This window comes from Actinotignum urematis (assembly GCF_051264595.1).
In the GTDB taxonomy this organism is placed as follows: Bacteria; Actinomycetota; Actinomycetes; order Actinomycetales; family Actinomycetaceae; genus Actinotignum; species Actinotignum timonense_A.
Map to the genome: position 1 here is coordinate 59,703 of NZ_JBOZBG010000006.1, position 15,793 is coordinate 75,495.

Consider the following 15,793-nt stretch of genomic DNA (forward strand, 5'->3'; position numbering starts at 1 on the left):
CCCGGAAAATCCGGGGCCTCCCCTTTCTCTTGCACTAGGTGCTGCTAGTTGTTAGCGGCGGACGATGGGGGTATCAACACCATCCCCGTCCCAGTCACCAACCAGCATCTGGTCACCAGCCCGGCCATAATGCAAGGTGATATCAGCGTTCCCGCTCTTGAGCGAGTTCGCCACAAACACCTGGTTACCACGCCGAACAGCGAAGGTATCCTTACCATCGCCATCCCAGTCACCAACAAAGATCTGGTCACCGGCCCGGCCGTAGGAGAAGGATGTTTCAGCCTTGCCGCCCGTGAGGGTGTTATTCACGAAGAACACATTCCCACGCTGCACCGCGAAGGTATCCTTGCCATCCCCGTCGAAATCACCGGCGAGCAGCACGTCGGCCTCGCGCCCGAAGCTGAATACCTGGTCGGCATCCCCCGAGCGGATCGAGTTGAGGACGAATACCTGGTTGCCGCGGCGTACCGCGAAGGTATCCTTACCGTCTCCGTCCCAGTCACCAACCACGATGGTGTCATCGGCGCGCCCGAAGGAAATCACTTCATCAGCCACGCCTCCGGTGAGGCTGTTCTGAATGAAGATCTGGTTACCGCGGCGCACCGCCAAGGTTTCCTTGCCGTCTCCATCCCAGTCACCGATCAACACTTGGTCTGCGGCTCGCCCGTAGGAGAAGACCTGCTGAGCAACCGTGGAGACCCAATCGTTGGACAGGTAGAACACGTTCCCGGTATCACCCGGCTTGCTCGGCGTGCCCGGTTCGGGCGCCGGAGTACCCGGCGTACCAGGCGTACCCGGCGTCGGGTTCGGCGCAGGAGTCGGGTTCGGCTCCGGCTGGCCCGGCGTCGGATCCGGAGTACCCGGTGTGCCCGGCTCACCCGGAGTGGGAGACGGCGCCGGAGCGCTCTCCTGAGTCACCGTAACCTTAACGGTCTTGGTCACGGCAGCCCCGGCAGCATCGGTGGCAATGAGGGTCACCGTATTCTCGCCCGGGTTGAGCACTGTGCCCGATGCCAGGGTGAGAGCGGTATCGCCCGCGGCCCCAGCTGCGCCGTCGTCCTTCACCGTGTACTTGGCGAGTACCTCGGCGGCCAGGGCCTGCCGGTCAAGAGCGCCGGCGGGCGCCGTGAGTTCCACGGTGTCCGGGCCCTCGATCACGGGCAGGCTGTCCTTCGTGAAGGAGATGGACTGCGCGGTGGAGTTACCGGCCAGGTCGGTACCTTCCACCGTGAGGGTGTAGGTACCGGCCGCCAGCTCCGCGGTTTCCACGGTGTAGTTGAGAGCGGTCGCGGCATCACCGGTGGTATCGCCAGCTGCGGCGTCGTCGGCAACCGGAGCATCGGCCTCAGCCATAAGTCCAGCCGCATCCTTCACGCCCGCAACCACGCGTGCGGCGTCGTCCTTATCCGCCACGCCGTTCGCATCGGTCTTGACGGCCTTCGCGGCATCCGCACCGTTCGCACCGGCATCGTTTCCTCCACCGAAGTAGGTCTTGACGTCCACGAGGCTGTCCTCAACGGTCTGGCCGAGCAGGCCCGCATCGGTGCTCTGCTCGCTGAGCACGTTCCCGTTGAGGAGAACGCGCGCGGCCTTGAGGTTGGGGTCGGTCACGCTGGTGGCAATGGCAGCGCCGTCGCGAATAACCGCGCCGTCCGTGCCGTCGATGCTCACCGCCGGGCCTTCCTTATCCACCACCACGGGGATGGTGTTGAGCAGGGTATTGCCCATGCTGTCACCGAATTGCACAAGGACCGTATCGCCGTCCGCAACCGGGAATGCCTGGTTGAAGCTGCGGGTATTGGTCTTGGTGCCGCCCACGGTGTGGTCGATAATGCTGCGCACCACCGAACCGTTGATCTTGAGTTCGTAGCCCCAGGCGTCATCGGAAGCGGTACCCGCGAAGGTGACCTCATCCGAATTCGCGTAGAGCACGCCGTTGTACAGGGTCGGTTCCGTGAAGGACACCTTGGGGTACCCGGTATCCCAGAACACGCGCAGGATGCTATCCATGCGGACCTTACCTTCGGTATCGGTCACCTTCATGTGGAAGGCGTTAATACCGGTGGTCACCGGCACCGCGGTTTCGAAGGTGCCATCGGCCTGCACGCTCACGTTAATCGGGTCCGGAACCACGTAGGCGCCGGCCTCGTTCACGGTCACGCGCGGCTGGAGCACAAAGGCGGACACGCCCTGCGCCTTACCGCGCAGCACCAGCTTGCCGTCCGCCGTGGTTTCCGCGGTGGACATATCCGGCAGGCAGGTGGTGCCGAAGCACTGCACATTCGTGAAGGTGGGTGCTTGGTACGACGACGTATCTTCCGCCACGACCTCCCGGCCTTCGTAGGTGACCGTTTCGGTGGTGGTATTCCCACCATCGGAGGCCACCACGGTGGCGCTGACGGCGTCAGCTTCCGGGGTGAAGGTCGTGGTGAATCCGCCGCTGGCATCCACCGTGACATCCTTGCCATTCACCTTGACGGTGAGGGTGGCGCCGGCGCGCTCATCGCGCACATTACCGGTGATCGTAACCGAACCATCCTCAGCCACCGGCTGCTTACCGCCGGCATTAAGGGAGGTAATCGCCACGCTCGGGGCCACCGTATCGTAGGTGACGGTGAGCACCGTGCGGGTGATTTCGCGGCCGTTATCACCGTAGGCAACCACGGGGATCTCCTGGGTACCCGCGGTGAGCGGGACCTGAGCGGCGAAGAATCCACCACCGAGCTCCGCATCGGTGCCGGCCACGCTCACGCGGGCCACCGCATCGGAGGCCAGGCCGAAGACGGTCAGCTTGCCGTCCTTGACGAGGCGGTGATTCGGGGTGAAGACCTGGGTGTTGTAGGTGTTCAGGCTCGGGATCTCGATGGCGTTCGCGCCCAGCACCTTGGTGACCATGGTGTTATTCATGCCCTGGTCAGCCACGGTAACGATCACGTAGGAAACGCCTTCGGGGAGCACCACTTCGAAGGAAGAATCGGAATTCTTGGTAACCGGCTTGATCTGGGTGCCCTTATCCGTTTCCACCATCGGCGAGGAGAAAATCCCCGATCCGGTTTCAGTCACGGTGAAGGGCAGGATCTTCTGGCCGTCACGCTCGAAGGGTTCACCCACGGAAACTTCGGGGGCAACGGTATCCACACCGAAGGGCATATCGAGGGTCTGCCAGTCGAAACGATCACCCAGGCGCGCCTTGACGCGGTAGGTGTAGCGCCCGTCCGGAATCGCCTTGAAGCTCGCGCTGGCCGCATCCCACACCGTGCCATCGAAAGCATGGGTGCGGTAGGCCTGCGCAATATTCTTCGTGCCCAGGGCAGTACCGGCGATCTGGCGGGAAAGTTCCTGTTCCTCACCCACGCGCGTCACGAGCTTGCCGGCCGCATCGTAGATTTCGAACTGGGCTTCTTCCGCGTTACGCAGCTGCGTCAGGTTCGGGACAACCGCATCAACGTTATTGTCCTTATTGGGCGAGAGCCAGAATTCCCCGAAGATATTGTTCTTCATGGGCAGGGTCATCCCGAAGATCGTGGTGGTCAGCTGGGAGGTGGAGGTATTTCCCTCACCCCAGGTCTGGCCCGGAGCCACGAAAATGGGTTCGGCGTTCCAGTCCCCGGCGAAGCCCAGGTAGGGCACCTTAATATCCGGGGTTTCCTGCACGCCTTCGAGGACCGCCCAGCCTTCCACGAAGTGGTTACCCTTGCTCGGGGTGAGCGTGAAGGTGACCTGCGTGGTTTCCCCGGGCGCCACGGTGAGGACCTTGCGGTCCGCCGTCAGCGTTTCCTTGGAAATGAAGGTGGAGGTGGTGTCGTTCGCGTTATTCGTTTCATTCACGACTTCCTGGCGCGGAATCGCGTAGGCGGCTTCCTTATCGCCGTGGTTGGTGAGGGTCACGGTGAAGGACACCGGCCCGTTCACCTGACCCAGGGCCACCGAATTGGCGCCGTCCACGCGGGCGTGCACCTGGGAAGCCAGGGCGTGATCCACGCGCACCAAACCGGCGCCGATCTGGCGCGGAGCGTAAGGAACGCCGTCGTGCCGCGGAATCTCCGCGGTGTTCATGAGCAGCGTTTCCGCCAGGCTGAGGCGATCCGCCCGAGACATCTCCGGGAAGCGCTCACCGAGCACCTGGAGCACGCTGGCCATGGAGCCGGCCACGTTCGGGGCGGCCATGGAAGTACCGGACATTGAGCCGTAGGTATTGGAATTCAGCGTGGAGTAGACGTTGCCGCCCACACCCGAAATATTCGGCTTGAAGTCCAGGTTGGAGGTCGGGCCCCAGGAGGTGAAGTTGGAGGGCGCGCCGGCCGTGGCCGAGGGCGTGGTCCGAGCTTCATCCGTGAGGGCGATGGTGACCGTTGTTCCGGCCTTGATCGCCTCCACGAGGCGCAGCGCATCGGAGCGGAACATCACGCCACCGGGGAAGGTGTATTCGTCAATACCGCCCATGGAGATCATGGAATCCCCGCCGGCTTCGTGGTTGTAAATAATCACACCGGCCGCACCGGCTTTTTGCGCATTACCGAACTTTTCCCCGAAGGTGATGCCGCCACGCTCAATAAGAGCATATTTACCGGCGGTGTTTTCCGGGAATTCTTCCGGCTTACCGGTGCCGGCGGCTACCGCTTCGCGGGCCACATTATCCGGCTTACCGGTGGCAAGTTCGTAGAAAATATCTTCAGACTTGTCCCCCACGGTCACGCGGGCGACCGAGCGGGTTTCGAAATTATTATCAATCGAGGCAACCGAAAGCGTGGCATCGTGAGCCGAGGGCGAGCCAATAACGCCGTCGTCCCATTTACCGAACATATCGTCTTCCCCGCCGCTCGGCGAGAAATTGAGCCCGGAGTTACCGGCGGAAATCACCGGGAGCACGCCCTTAGCGCGCGCTTCTTCAATGGCCAGGCCCGCGCCGTTGGAGTATCCGAAGCCGTTATCGGAGCCCAGCGAGAGGTTAATAACGTCGGCGCCCAGCTTCACGGAATCTTCAATGGCGGCAATAATATCGCCGTCAGCCGCGCCGCCGGCACGTGCCGGGTCATTGGAGAAGACCTTCATTGCCAGCAGCTGGGCATTGGGGGCCATGCCTTCCACCCGGCCGGTGGTCGCGAAGGTTTGGCCTTCATCCAGGCCGTTTGCCGCGGCAATACCCGCCACGTGCATGCCGTGCATGGACGAGGTGGTATCGACGATCTCGAAATTATCATCGGCGTAGTTGTAGCCGTTGGGAACCTTGCACGTGAAAGCGGGATTCGCAGCGGTATTAATATTCTTAATCTTCGCGGTATCGCAATTATCGATGCGCATATCACGGTGAGTCGGGTCGATACCCGTGTCCACAATCGCAATAACCATGCCGGTGCCATCCGCGCCGGCATCAGCCAGGGCCGCGGGCGCGCCCTGCATATCGCGCGAGGCATCTTCGAGGGGCACATTTTCCTGCGGCTGCGTTGCGAGGGCGCCCTGGGCGAGCGCCTGCGTGGCACCCGCGTTCTGGGCGAGCGCGCTTTGGGCGACGGCGCGGGAAATATCCGCAGCGCGCTCGGTCGCGGCCACGTCTGTTGTCTGGTAGACGCGCTCACGCTTGACCGAGGCCACCGCAGCTTCCGCTTCCAGAGCCGCCATCTTATCCGCCGGCATCGTCGCGGCGAAACCATTGACGAGGTAGCCGAACTGGCGCTCAAGCTGCAGACCGTACTTCTCCGACCACTGTGCCACCAGGTCTTCCTGCGTGGCCAGGCTCTGCGCCTCACCGGTATCGCTGCCTAGGCGAGACTGGTCCTTGAGGAGCACAATAACCCGCACCCGCTCATTGGAGCCCTGCAGATCCTGGAAGGCAGCCAGCTCGGGGTTATCGGGAGAGAAGAGACCGGCAAAAGCGCCGGCGGGATTCGACGGCGCTGGCTGATCCGCAGCGAGCGCCGGAGTAGTGAGTACGCTTAAGGCGAGCGCAGCCGTGACGGATAATCCGCCCAGGCGGCGCCAGTTAAAACCTGTCACACCTTCTCCTAACTTCGTGACGGGAGGGATCCCGTCGGGGAATCCGGTGTTGTCATTCCTGCACGGAGGCCAGGGATCGGGAGAGGTAGGGCGACGGCGCACGCGGCGCAGCCTCCCCACCCCGCCGCGCATATCTACCAACCAGTGGAGAAGTTATGCACCCCTCCCGCTCAGCCTCTCACCCTTGAGCGATAGACCGGCAGTGCGTGACGCGTGGGAATACCGGATGCGGGCTATCATCGCAAAGAATGGTGCGCATCCGTCCAGAGCGTCCACAACGTGAACACTTCCGTTAGGCCATTGATATTTATGCGCTTAAAATTCGGCGCGCCCGTTACTGGCGCGGCTGCCGGATCAGCGGCCAGGGATCCAGAGTTTCCAAGGCCGCAACAATAGAAAGCAGCAGCTGTTCTTCCCCGAAGCGGGTGGCGCCCACGTGCACCCCGAAGGGCAACTCCGTGCCATCGACTTCCGCGCGGTGGATCGGGATGGCGACCGCGGCCGGTCCAAACATATTCCAGGAGCTGGTCCACGGGCTCACAATGCACTGGCGCCGGAAATCTTCAGCCGGATCATCCGGGCAGCACACCCAGGCCGGGTCGGCCGGCGGAGTACCGAGCGCCGGACTCACAATCACGTCATAATCCGCGAAAGCCTCCCCCATGCGCCGGGCAATGGCGTACATTCCCTGCAAGCCGGCCATAAGCTGCGGCGCGGATGCCTCCCGCCCGCGAGCGCGCAGCCACCGACTCATCGGGGTGAGGAGCTCCTCGCGTTCGGGCGGGAGCGGAATGGCAGCCGCGCCCGCCTGCCAGATCGGCATAAAGGATTGCCAGGCTTCCGGCCCGAAGGGCCGCGCAATCTGCTCCACCCGCGCACCCATAGCACGGAAATCTTCCGCGGCCCGCGCCACCGCGTCCAGGCAGGCGGGGTGGATCTCGGTATCAACATTGAGCGGTTCGGTGAGCACCCCCACCCGCAGGTCAGCCAAGGCCAGCGCCCGGCTGCGCGATTGCGGCCCGCACCCGAATTCCGCATCCAGGGTGGCCAGGTAGTCCCCCGCTCCCGGGTAGGGGCTCCAATCCCCGGGCCGGCGCCGCGCAATAATATCGAGCCCGGCCGCCAAATCGCGGGCGGTACGAGCCAGCACCCCGGCGGTGGCCAGCCCGCTATCGGAGAAGAAGGAGGATCCGGGTCCGGGTGAGACCAGCCCGCGGCTGGGTTTGATGCCGAGTACCCCGCAGTGCGCGGCGGGAATGCGGACCGAGCCGCCGCCGTCGTTCCCGTGCGCGATGGGGACTACGCCGGCCGCAACCGCCGCGGCCGCTCCCCCGGAGGATCCGCCGGCGCTGCGGGCCAGGTCCCAGGGGGTGCGCGCCGGGGTAAGGCCGGCCGGTTCGGTGTAGCCGACGAAACCGAATTCCGGGGTGGTGGTTTTTCCGATGGTCACGGTGCCGGCGTCCAGGATGGACTGGGCGACCCCGCCGGTGGTGGTGGCGACATTTCCGCGCATGGCCCGCGAGCCGTATTCGGTGGGCAGGCCGGCCACGTCGTCGAGGTCTTTGATGGGGAAAGGCACCCCGGTGAGCGGCCCTCCCCTGCCCTCTTTCAGTTGCGCGGCGGCGGCGTGGGCCTGCCGCAGCGAGAATTCTTCTGCGATATGCGTGAATGCGCCCACCGCGGCGCCGCGGCTGCGGGCCCGTTCCAGCACCCGCTCGGTATGCACGACGGGGTCCACACGGCCGGTGCGCATGCGCCGCGCCAGCTGCATGGCAGAAAGATCCAGGGGGTCGACGTTCTCCTCAAGAAATTCCATGTTCACAGTGTACGTGAGATAGGGCACGTTTGCCGCCGGTGGCATATTAAGTTTCGGTGCAATTCTCTTCGCGTTCCGCGCGCCGCTATTCGGTTTCGGTGCGCTTCTCTGCGGTTTCCGTGCCGGCGCGGGCGGCCCAGGGGCCGTGTTTCGCCCGTTCCACGGCTTCTTCGCGCGCCGCGGCGGTGGGGATGGCCAGGTTTTCCATCAGCTCGGCTATCTGTGTGGCGGCATTATTTTCACGACGACGCCGCAAGCTGGCGGCGGTGGCGGCAATCTCTTCCGTGGATAAGTTCTGGGATAGCTTGGCCTTGCCAATAATCTCCGTGACTTTAATATCCACGCCCACGATGGCGCGCAGCATGCGGCGCAGCTGGTCAGGCCGCGCGTGGGTATCGGGGCGCCAGGTACCTCCGTGGTGGGCAATTTCGTGGGCGTCTACTAATTCCCGCAGGGTGGGGATGAGCCAGGCGGGGTCCTCGTGGATAGTGAGCTCGCCGCGCAGGTGCACGGTGAGGTAATTCCAGGTGGGAACCCGGGCCAACGGCGCATCTGCCGGGCCGGGTGGCATATCGGAGGGTGATATATAGGTATTCGGGCCGGTGACCACCATGAGGCAGGGTCCGCTATCACCCGCCTGGGGATTAATACGTGCCATATGGCTGTGGAGGTGGAGAGTGCCGGCGTCGTCGTACTTAATATTAAAAGGAAGGAGGGTGGCGTCCAGGCCGCGCGGGCCGGCCGTTATTAATTCTCCCACCCCGATTTGGGCAGCTAGTTCCACCGCGCGTTCCGGTTCCAACGCAAAACGACTCGCCACGTACATGACAGCCAGTGTAATGCGCGCGGCTACGGCGTGCGCATGACCTCCACCGGGTCACGGTAGGCCGCGAAAATCGCCGGGGGAATGCAGGCGAGCAGCGCCACGAGCACCGCGAGCACCCCCACCGCCACCGAGAAATCGAGGGCAACCGGATTGCCGCTCAGCCGGCAATAACCCCAGGCCGCGGCGATGCCCAGCGCGGTGCCGCCCACGGCCGGGTAGGCAATGCGCGCGATTACCAAGGCCACCAGCCCGCCGCGGGTGATACCGAGGGTGCGGCGCCGGCCCAGGTCGCGGCGGCGGATAAGCACGTCGGCCAGCACCACCGCGGCGATAAAGAGCGCCCCCACCCCGAGAATGAGGATGAGGAGCGCGCGGCCCATGCCCGCGACCTGCCCGGTCACGGCCACGCCCTGTTTCGCCTGGCTGACGGAGCTGCGGATAATGAGTTTGGCGGGGTCGAAATCCCCGAGGGCCGCGAGGGCAACATCGGTGACCGCGGCAATATTTTCGGCGTCGTTGGCCAGTGCGGTCACCCGCACGTAGGCGCCCGAGCCGCCCCCGGCCAGGAGGTAATTATCGAGGTCCTCGAATCCGCCGCTGGGGGTGAAGGAGCCGACCACGGCCCACTGCCGCCCGCCGCGCGATTCCACGTACCCGCTGGGGAAGGCCAGGCGCAGCTGCGGCAGCATGGCTTCGGGCACGATGGCTTCTCCCGGACCGGGATAACGCCCGGCTGTTAATGTAATTATTTTGGAGATGTCGCCACCGGTTTCCACCAGGGCGAACAGCTGGGAGGCCGGGCCGAGCGGCCCATTGACCACGTCCACCGTGCTCCGGTATCCCACTACCCCGGCCACCCCGGAGGTGCCGTGCAGGGTTTCCAGGAATGCTTCGGGGAGCAGCCCAGCGTTTTGTTGATCGATGAGGGTGAGCTGGCGGGCTTGCGGGCCGGTGAGCTGGCGGTGCAGCTCGGCTTCGGTGGCGGCCTGGCGGCCCACCGTCACGAGCGACGCCGCGCACATCACTCCGAGCACCAGGGCCACCAGGATGGTGGTGACCAGGGCCCCGCGCGCATTTTTCGCGCCTTCGCGTAGCAGAACAGCGAATTTCATAGCCGCACCACCTCATCTGCCGCATTGACCACCGTGGGATCGTGGGTGGCAATAATGACACTGCATCCGGATTCCGCGGCTTCGCGCAGGGCGCCGAGCACGAGGTTGGCATTATCCGGGTCGAGGTTTCCGGTTGGTTCGTCGGCCAGGATAAAGGTGGGGGAATTGACGAGGGCGCGGCAGACCGCCACCCGCTGGGCCTGCCCGCCGGAGATTTGCCCGGGCCGGTGGTCGGCGCGGTGTTCCAGGCCCAGGCCGGCCAGGAGTTCGCGGGCGCGGGTGCGGGTGGCTGCCAGCGAATGTCCCGCGTAAAGCCCGGGTTCCATCACGGAATCGAGAACGGGGCGGGTGGGGTCAAGTTCGGAATCTTGAAAAACGAAGCCGATGCGGCGGGCGCGCAGGCGCGAGCGTTCCCGGTCGGTGAGCTCGCTGGCTGCGGCGCCGTCGATAAGGACCTGCCCGGAGCTGGGCGTGAGGGTGAGCCCGAGGAGGTAGAGCAGGGTGGATTTGCCGCGCCCCGAGGCCCCGGTCACCGCGGTAATGGCGGCGGGGGCGAAAACGTGGGTGAGGCCGTCGAAGAGTTCTTCGGCGCCTTTCCGGTAGCGGAAGCGCAGCTCACGGGTGGCGATGCCGGGCGCGTCCATTACTTCGTGCTTTCCGGACTCGGGGTGGCTTCGGTTTCTGCATCTGCGCCGGGGCCGGTTTCTGAGCCTTCGCTAGTGCCCGTGCCTGAATCTGCACCGGGGCCGGTTCCTGAGCCTTCGCGGGAACCTGTATCCGCGCCGGAACCGCCGGGCGCTCCGGAGCCGCTAGGCGCGCCGGACCCACCGGGCGCGCCGGCCTTCTTCGCGTCGGCCAACGCATACACGCTTTCCCCAGCCCGCACTCCCTCAACTACCGCCAGGCCGCCGGCCACAGTCTGAACCGTGACGGTGCGGGGCGCGGCCTCCCCCACGACCCTCACGCTCACGGTCCCATCCGGCATCGTAGAAAGCGCGGAGACCGGCACGGTAGGCCCGGTCACCGCGGGCACGATCTCAATATCTGTAAGGAGATAGGCTTTTTGGCTGGCCGGCAATTCCCCGCACCGAGTGCCGCACAGCAGCCCGCCATCTTCCGCGGTAACAGGGACCTTGACCTGGCCCCCTTCTGTTTCCTCCGGCTCACCGGTAATACCGATGAGGGGCTGTTCACCCAGCTTGACGCGAATACCCATTCCCGGCTGAATCATGGCTTGCTGTTCGCGCGTGATTTCCATATAAAAACTGGGCGTTCCTGACACCGAGTTAATAATATTTTCACTTCCGTTCAGGGCCGCACCGGGCCATGCAATACTGCGGTCCAGGGTGAGCGCAGCTGGTAGTTGCGGCACTGCCACAAGTTCTCCCAGGCCGACGACGCCGCTCTGTTCCTGCCCGCGCGCTTTTTGCCACGCTTTCGTTGCCGCGGTGGTGGCGGGGCCAAATTTCCCATCTGCCACGGTTTGTGAATAACCGAGGGTGGCGAGGAGCCGCTGGTATTGGGAGACATCCTCACCTTCGGTTCCTTCGGCGAGGGGCCGCCAGAAGGGGGTGGAACCTTCTGCCGCGATTACCTCGGTATTTCCGACGGTGTAGAGGGTGTCGCCAGCGTGGAATTCTCCGTCCGCGGCAACGGAGGTGATGGTGCCGTTGAGCTGGTTCACGGCAACTGGTTGTGCCGCGCGTTCTACCGTAGTGGAGAGTGTGAGGGTGCGGCCAATATTTTGCTCGGTTACGGTGACGGTCATTGTCTCCGCTCCCGTTTGGGTGATCCGCTCCGGGGGTTTCAGGGTGGTGCGGCCCGCCCAGAATGCCAGTGCCGCCACGAGGAGGAGTGTTATCACACCTGCGAGGATCTGAATTATTTTCTTGTTCATGGCAGCACGCCTTTCGTGGTAGCCACGCGATCACACGTGAATGGTAAACATCATGGGGTTATTTTATGCCATAGAGCTCTGTGGCAGGAGGGTCACTGGGGCAAACTTTCCACACTTCCACGGGGATCTGGAATTCAAGAGATCCCCCATTATTAGGCCACCAGCGGTGCTCCGGATCGGTATGGAACTTAGCAACATAAGTTTCCCGAGCGGGACGTTTGGAGGTATCAACCTTATAACCATGCGCGGCGAGGCATGGAATATAGTATTCATCCCAGTAGTCCCAGACCACCCGCAATTGATCCTCCGACCAGTCGGTAAGAAATTCTGGATTGAGGAAATACATCGCATAGCATTCGTAACTAGCCAAGTTATATGCCGCCTCTTGCGATTCTGGAATACTCCCATTGGAAGCGACCCCACCTTTGGGATTGACATGGGATCCAAAACCCTTGCCGGTCAAACACTCAGCCATTTTGATATTCGACTGTTCCAATGATTCTTGCCACTCCACGAGCGGAACATCCGGCGGATCCTCAATTTCCAAAAACTCCGCATCACGTTTCAGCCACTGCGCGCGGAATGCGAGTTTCTCTTCCTCCGTGTGATAGCGCGGCGAGATTTTAATCTTCGCTTTCCAGGTATTCGGATCCCATTCGGATGCTGAAGCCGCAGCGGTGCCGTGACTGGTTGCACCGGCACTTCCAGGATCGGAACCACCCGCGGCGCAACCGCCCACCACTATGAGTAACGAACTAAAAACCGGTAGAACTCTATGCTTCATGCAACACCCCTATCGCCAGCAGATCAGTCAATCCCATAAAACTCTGTAATTGGCGGCGTTTCCGGGCACACCTTCATAACTTCCGGCGTGATTCGGAAAGAAAGCTCACCCTTATTATCCGGCCACCACCGATGCTCAGCATCAGAGTAAAACGTCGTCGCGTAAGCTTCCCGCCCCGGACGCTCGGAAGTATCAACTGTGAAGCCATGTGCCGCAAGGCAGGGGATATAGTATTCATCCCAGTAATCCCACTGCATCCGCAACTGATCCTCTGTCAAATTCGCAAGAAACTCTGGGTTAAGGAAGTACATCGATTTACATTCATAGGCTGCCATACCTAAAGCCTCCTGCTGCGATTCAGGGATCGGAGGATCAAACAGAATTCCCCCCTGCGGGGGAACCTCAGCGGAGAACCCTTTACTCCGCAAACACTCCGCATTCTTTTCATTGTCCGCGCGCGGAGAATCCATCCACTCAACTAAAGCAATATCAGGTGGGTTCATAACTCCGATCGTCTCGGCATTACGCTCCAGCCAGCGTTTCCGGAAAGCTAACTTCTCTTCCTCACTTGTAAACTTAGGAGAAATCTCTATATCAGTTTTCCAAGAATCCGGATCCCATTCAGATGCAGCGGACGCTGCCAATTCACTGTCAGCATTGCCAGCAGTTCCGGAATCAGAACCGCCAGCAGCACAGCCAGTCAGCACTGTAAGGACAAACCAGAGAGTAGATCCAATCTTATGTTTCATGGCCGTACCTCATTCCACGCCATAAAACTGGGAAGCTGGAGGAATCTCCGGACAAACCTTTAACACCTCTGGAGGGATTTCGAATTCAAGAGATCCTCCATTGTTTGGCCACCAACGATGCTCAGCATCACTGTAAAACGTCGTGGCATAGGTTTCCCGAACCGGGCGCTTGGAAGTATCTACTTTGAATCCATGCGCGGCCAAACAAGGAATGTAATACTCATCCCAGTAATCCCATATCACCCTCAATTGATCTTCTGACCAATTGGTGAGAAATTCCGGATTCGGAAAATACTTCGCATAACACTCGTACCAGGCAAGGTCGTACGCCTCTTCTTGCGATTCTGGAATACCCGGGTCAAAAGCGACTCCGCCCTGAGGTGGCACATAGGCACTAAAACCCTTTTCTCTGTAACATTCGGCGTGCTTGGTATCCATCAATTCCACAGAGTTTTGCCATTCAACAAGAGCGACATCCGGAGGAGCTTCAATCCCAGAATATTCTGCATTACGTTTCAGCCACTGCGCGCGGAATGCTAGTTTCTCTTCCTCCGTGTGATAGCGCGGCGAAATCTTGATTTTCGCTTTCCAGGTATTCGGATCCCATTCGGACGGTGAAGCTACAGCTGTTTCACTTCCAGTTTCGCCGGCGCTTCCCGAGTCAGAATTACCGCTTGCACAACCACCCACCGCAATAAATAAGGAACTTAAGGTACATAGAATCCTGTTTCTCATCTCTCACGCCTCATTCCAAGCCGTAAAGCTCTGATTCTGGAGGGATATTAGGGCACTTTTTCCATACCTCAGGTGGAATCTGGGTCAGGAGAGCTCCGTCGTTGCTGGGGAACCATCGGTTTACGGCATCAGTGTGAAATGTTGCAACATATGTTTCTCGGGCAGGCCGCTCGGAAGTATCGACGGTAAACCCGTGCGCCGCCAAGCAGGGAATATAGTACTCGTCCCAGTAATCCCATATCACTCGCAATTGATCTTCCGACCAGTCAGTAAGAAATTCCGGATTAGGAAAATACATCGCTTGGCACTCGTACGCAGCAATTTTATACGCCTCATATTGAGACTCCGGAATAGCTGGGTTAAAAATAACTCCGCCCTGCGGTATCGCATGAGCGCTAAAACCTCTTTCCTTGAAGCATTCGGCATTCTTATTATCCATCAATTCCAGAGACCCTTGCCATTCCACAAGCGGAACATCCGGCGGAGTCTCCAATTCCAAAAATTCCGCATCACGTTTCAACCATTGCGCACGGAAAGCGAGTTTCTCCTCTTCCGTCTTGTAACGCGGCGAAATCTTTATCTTCGCCTTCCAACTATTTGGATCCCACTCGGATGCTGAAGTTACAGCTGTTTTACTTCCAGTTTCGCCGGTACTTCCCGAATCAGAACCAGCCTGGGCGCAACCACCCACTGCCATGAGTAGCGAACTGAAGACCGGTACAATCCTATGCTTCATGCGACACCTCTATCCGCTACGCATCAATCGATCCCGTAAAACTCTGTAATTGGTGGCGTTTCCGGACACACCTTCATAACTTCCGGCGTGATTCGGAAAGAAAGCTCACCGTGATTATCCGGCCACCAGCGATGCTCCGGATCAGTATGGAACTTAGCAACATAGGTTTCCCGCCCCGGACGCTCGGAAGTATCAACGGTAAATCCATGTGCCGCCAGGCAGGGAATATAGTATTCATCCCAGTAATCCCACTGCACCCGTAACTGATCCTCTGTCAAATTCGCAAGAAACTCTGGGTTAAGGAAGTACATCGAATGGCACTCATAGAGAGCCATACCGAAAGCCTCCTGCTGCGATTCAGGGATCGGAGGGTCATACATGATTCCCCCTTGCGGAGCAACCTCAGCGGAAAACCCTTTACTCCGCAAACATTCCGCCTGCTTTTCATCGGCCGCATGCGGAGAATCCATCCACTCAACTAAAGCAATATCAGGTGGATCCACCACACCCATCGTCCGAGTATTACGCTCCAGCCAGCGTTTCCGGAAAGCTAGCTTATCTTCCTCACTTGTAAACTTAGGAGAAATCTCTATATCAGACTTCCAAGACTTCGGATCCCATTCGGAGGAAGCCGATGTTTGAGCATTTTCGGCTCCTCCGGAGCCTTCACCTGTGCAGCCGCTAATCGGGATCACCACAGCAACCACTAAACAAAGAAAAAATCTCTTCATTGAGCTTCCCTCCCCCGCTAAATCGAGTGGGTGGCGAGGGGACCTCCCCCGCCACCCACTACAGGATTCAGAACCATCTACCAGTCAATCGGGGTACAGGTAGCATGGGTAGGCGCACGAAGTAGTTCTTCCGCCGAGGCCCTCCAGTTCCCATCGAAATAACGCGAAACGACGCTGGCCCTCAATCTATCGCTCCGAGAATAAAGCGTCTCCCCACGCACCGCAATCGTCATCAATTCATACGTCTGCTGTTGCGCATATACGCCAACATGAGCCTGGTTGAAGTTACATTTCTTGTAGCCACCCACCTGGATAGCACTGGCTGATGGCATAAACGCCACGATTGATAGCAGTGTTGCTGCGAATGCAGCACCTACTTTTCGGATAGTCTTCATGATCTGCCTCCTGTTCAT

At 60.7% G+C, this 15,793-nt stretch carries 12 protein-coding genes; all 12 read right to left on the reverse strand.

The features are described 5' to 3' along the window. Positions 1-51 precede the first annotated feature (51 nt). The 12 genes from ACRQDJ_RS04520 to ACRQDJ_RS04575 all read right to left on the reverse strand — a co-directional run bounded on the left by ACRQDJ_RS04520 (position 52) and on the right by ACRQDJ_RS04575 (position 15,775). Positions 52-5,994 (reverse strand): S8 family serine peptidase, encoded by a 5,943-nt coding sequence (locus ACRQDJ_RS04520; protein WP_284904281.1) that lies wholly within the window; start codon positions 5,992-5,994, stop codon positions 52-54. A 334-nt stretch (positions 5,995-6,328) separates the two neighbouring features. Beyond that, positions 6,329-7,810 carry an amidase gene (locus tag ACRQDJ_RS04525; protein WP_284904282.1) on the reverse strand — a complete coding sequence of 494 codons (1,482 nt, stop codon included), beginning with the start codon at positions 7,808-7,810 and terminating at the stop codon, positions 6,329-6,331. An 85-nt stretch (positions 7,811-7,895) separates the two neighbouring features. Then, positions 7,896-8,630 (reverse strand): FMN-binding negative transcriptional regulator, encoded by a 735-nt coding sequence (locus ACRQDJ_RS04530; RefSeq protein WP_435717832.1) that lies wholly within the window; start codon positions 8,628-8,630, stop codon positions 7,896-7,898. Positions 8,631-8,659: 29 nt separating this feature from the next. Continuing rightward, complete coding sequence (locus tag ACRQDJ_RS04535; protein ID WP_284904286.1) at positions 8,660-9,748, reverse strand: FtsX-like permease family protein; 1,089 nt, start codon at positions 9,746-9,748, stop codon at positions 8,660-8,662. Next, positions 9,745-10,392, reverse strand: a complete 648-nt coding sequence (locus ACRQDJ_RS04540) for an ABC transporter ATP-binding protein (protein WP_016441826.1) — start codon at positions 10,390-10,392, stop codon at positions 9,745-9,747. Before ACRQDJ_RS04540 ends, ACRQDJ_RS04535 begins: the two co-directional genes overlap by 4 nt. Then, positions 10,392-11,645: a peptidoglycan-binding domain-containing protein gene (locus tag ACRQDJ_RS04545; protein ID WP_284904287.1), complete on the reverse strand. Its 1,254-nt coding sequence runs from the start codon at positions 11,643-11,645 to the stop codon at positions 10,392-10,394. Before ACRQDJ_RS04545 ends, ACRQDJ_RS04540 begins: the two co-directional genes overlap by 1 nt. 58 nt (positions 11,646-11,703) lie before the next feature. Then, positions 11,704-12,429 carry a hypothetical protein gene (locus ACRQDJ_RS04550; protein WP_284904289.1) on the reverse strand — a complete coding sequence of 242 codons (726 nt, stop codon included), beginning with the start codon at positions 12,427-12,429 and terminating at the stop codon, positions 11,704-11,706. Positions 12,430-12,452: 23 nt separating this feature from the next. Beyond that, positions 12,453-13,178 (reverse strand): hypothetical protein, encoded by a 726-nt coding sequence (locus tag ACRQDJ_RS04555; RefSeq protein WP_435713464.1) that lies wholly within the window; start codon positions 13,176-13,178, stop codon positions 12,453-12,455. A gap of 9 nt (positions 13,179-13,187) precedes the next feature. Next, positions 13,188-13,913 (reverse strand): hypothetical protein, encoded by a 726-nt coding sequence (locus ACRQDJ_RS04560; RefSeq protein ID WP_087069961.1) that lies wholly within the window; start codon positions 13,911-13,913, stop codon positions 13,188-13,190. 10 nt (positions 13,914-13,923) lie between these two features. Beyond that, positions 13,924-14,649, reverse strand: a complete 726-nt coding sequence (locus ACRQDJ_RS04565) for a hypothetical protein (RefSeq protein ID WP_435713465.1) — start codon at positions 14,647-14,649, stop codon at positions 13,924-13,926. A gap of 23 nt (positions 14,650-14,672) precedes the next feature. Further along, positions 14,673-15,380 carry a hypothetical protein gene (locus tag ACRQDJ_RS04570; RefSeq protein WP_435713466.1) on the reverse strand — a complete coding sequence of 236 codons (708 nt, stop codon included), beginning with the start codon at positions 15,378-15,380 and terminating at the stop codon, positions 14,673-14,675. A 77-nt stretch (positions 15,381-15,457) separates the two neighbouring features. Then, on the reverse strand, positions 15,458-15,775 hold the full coding sequence (locus ACRQDJ_RS04575; protein ID WP_087069963.1) for a hypothetical protein: 318 nt from the start codon (positions 15,773-15,775) through the stop codon (positions 15,458-15,460). Between the last annotated feature and the right edge of the window lie 18 nt (positions 15,776-15,793).

Coding starts and splice junctions, on each gene's coding strand:
- ACRQDJ_RS04540 (WP_016441826.1), bottom strand. CDS start 10,392: ATGGACGCGCCCGGCATCGCCACCCGTGAGCTGCGCTTCCGCTACCGG.
- ACRQDJ_RS04535 (WP_284904286.1), bottom strand. CDS start 9,748: ATGAAATTCGCTGTTCTGCTACGCGAAGGCGCGAAAAATGCGCGCGGG.
- ACRQDJ_RS04525 (WP_284904282.1), bottom strand. CDS start 7,810: ATGGAATTTCTTGAGGAGAACGTCGACCCCCTGGATCTTTCTGCCATG.
- ACRQDJ_RS04555 (WP_435713464.1), bottom strand. CDS start 13,178: ATGAAACATAAGATTGGATCTACTCTCTGGTTTGTCCTTACAGTGCTG.
- ACRQDJ_RS04570 (WP_435713466.1), bottom strand. CDS start 15,380: ATGAAGAGATTTTTTCTTTGTTTAGTGGTTGCTGTGGTGATCCCGATT.
- ACRQDJ_RS04565 (WP_435713465.1), bottom strand. CDS start 14,649: ATGAAGCATAGGATTGTACCGGTCTTCAGTTCGCTACTCATGGCAGTG.
- ACRQDJ_RS04560 (WP_087069961.1), bottom strand. CDS start 13,913: ATGAGAAACAGGATTCTATGTACCTTAAGTTCCTTATTTATTGCGGTG.
- ACRQDJ_RS04550 (WP_284904289.1), bottom strand. CDS start 12,429: ATGAAGCATAGAGTTCTACCGGTTTTTAGTTCGTTACTCATAGTGGTG.
- ACRQDJ_RS04545 (WP_284904287.1), bottom strand. CDS start 11,645: ATGAACAAGAAAATAATTCAGATCCTCGCAGGTGTGATAACACTCCTC.
- ACRQDJ_RS04575 (WP_087069963.1), bottom strand. CDS start 15,775: ATGAAGACTATCCGAAAAGTAGGTGCTGCATTCGCAGCAACACTGCTA.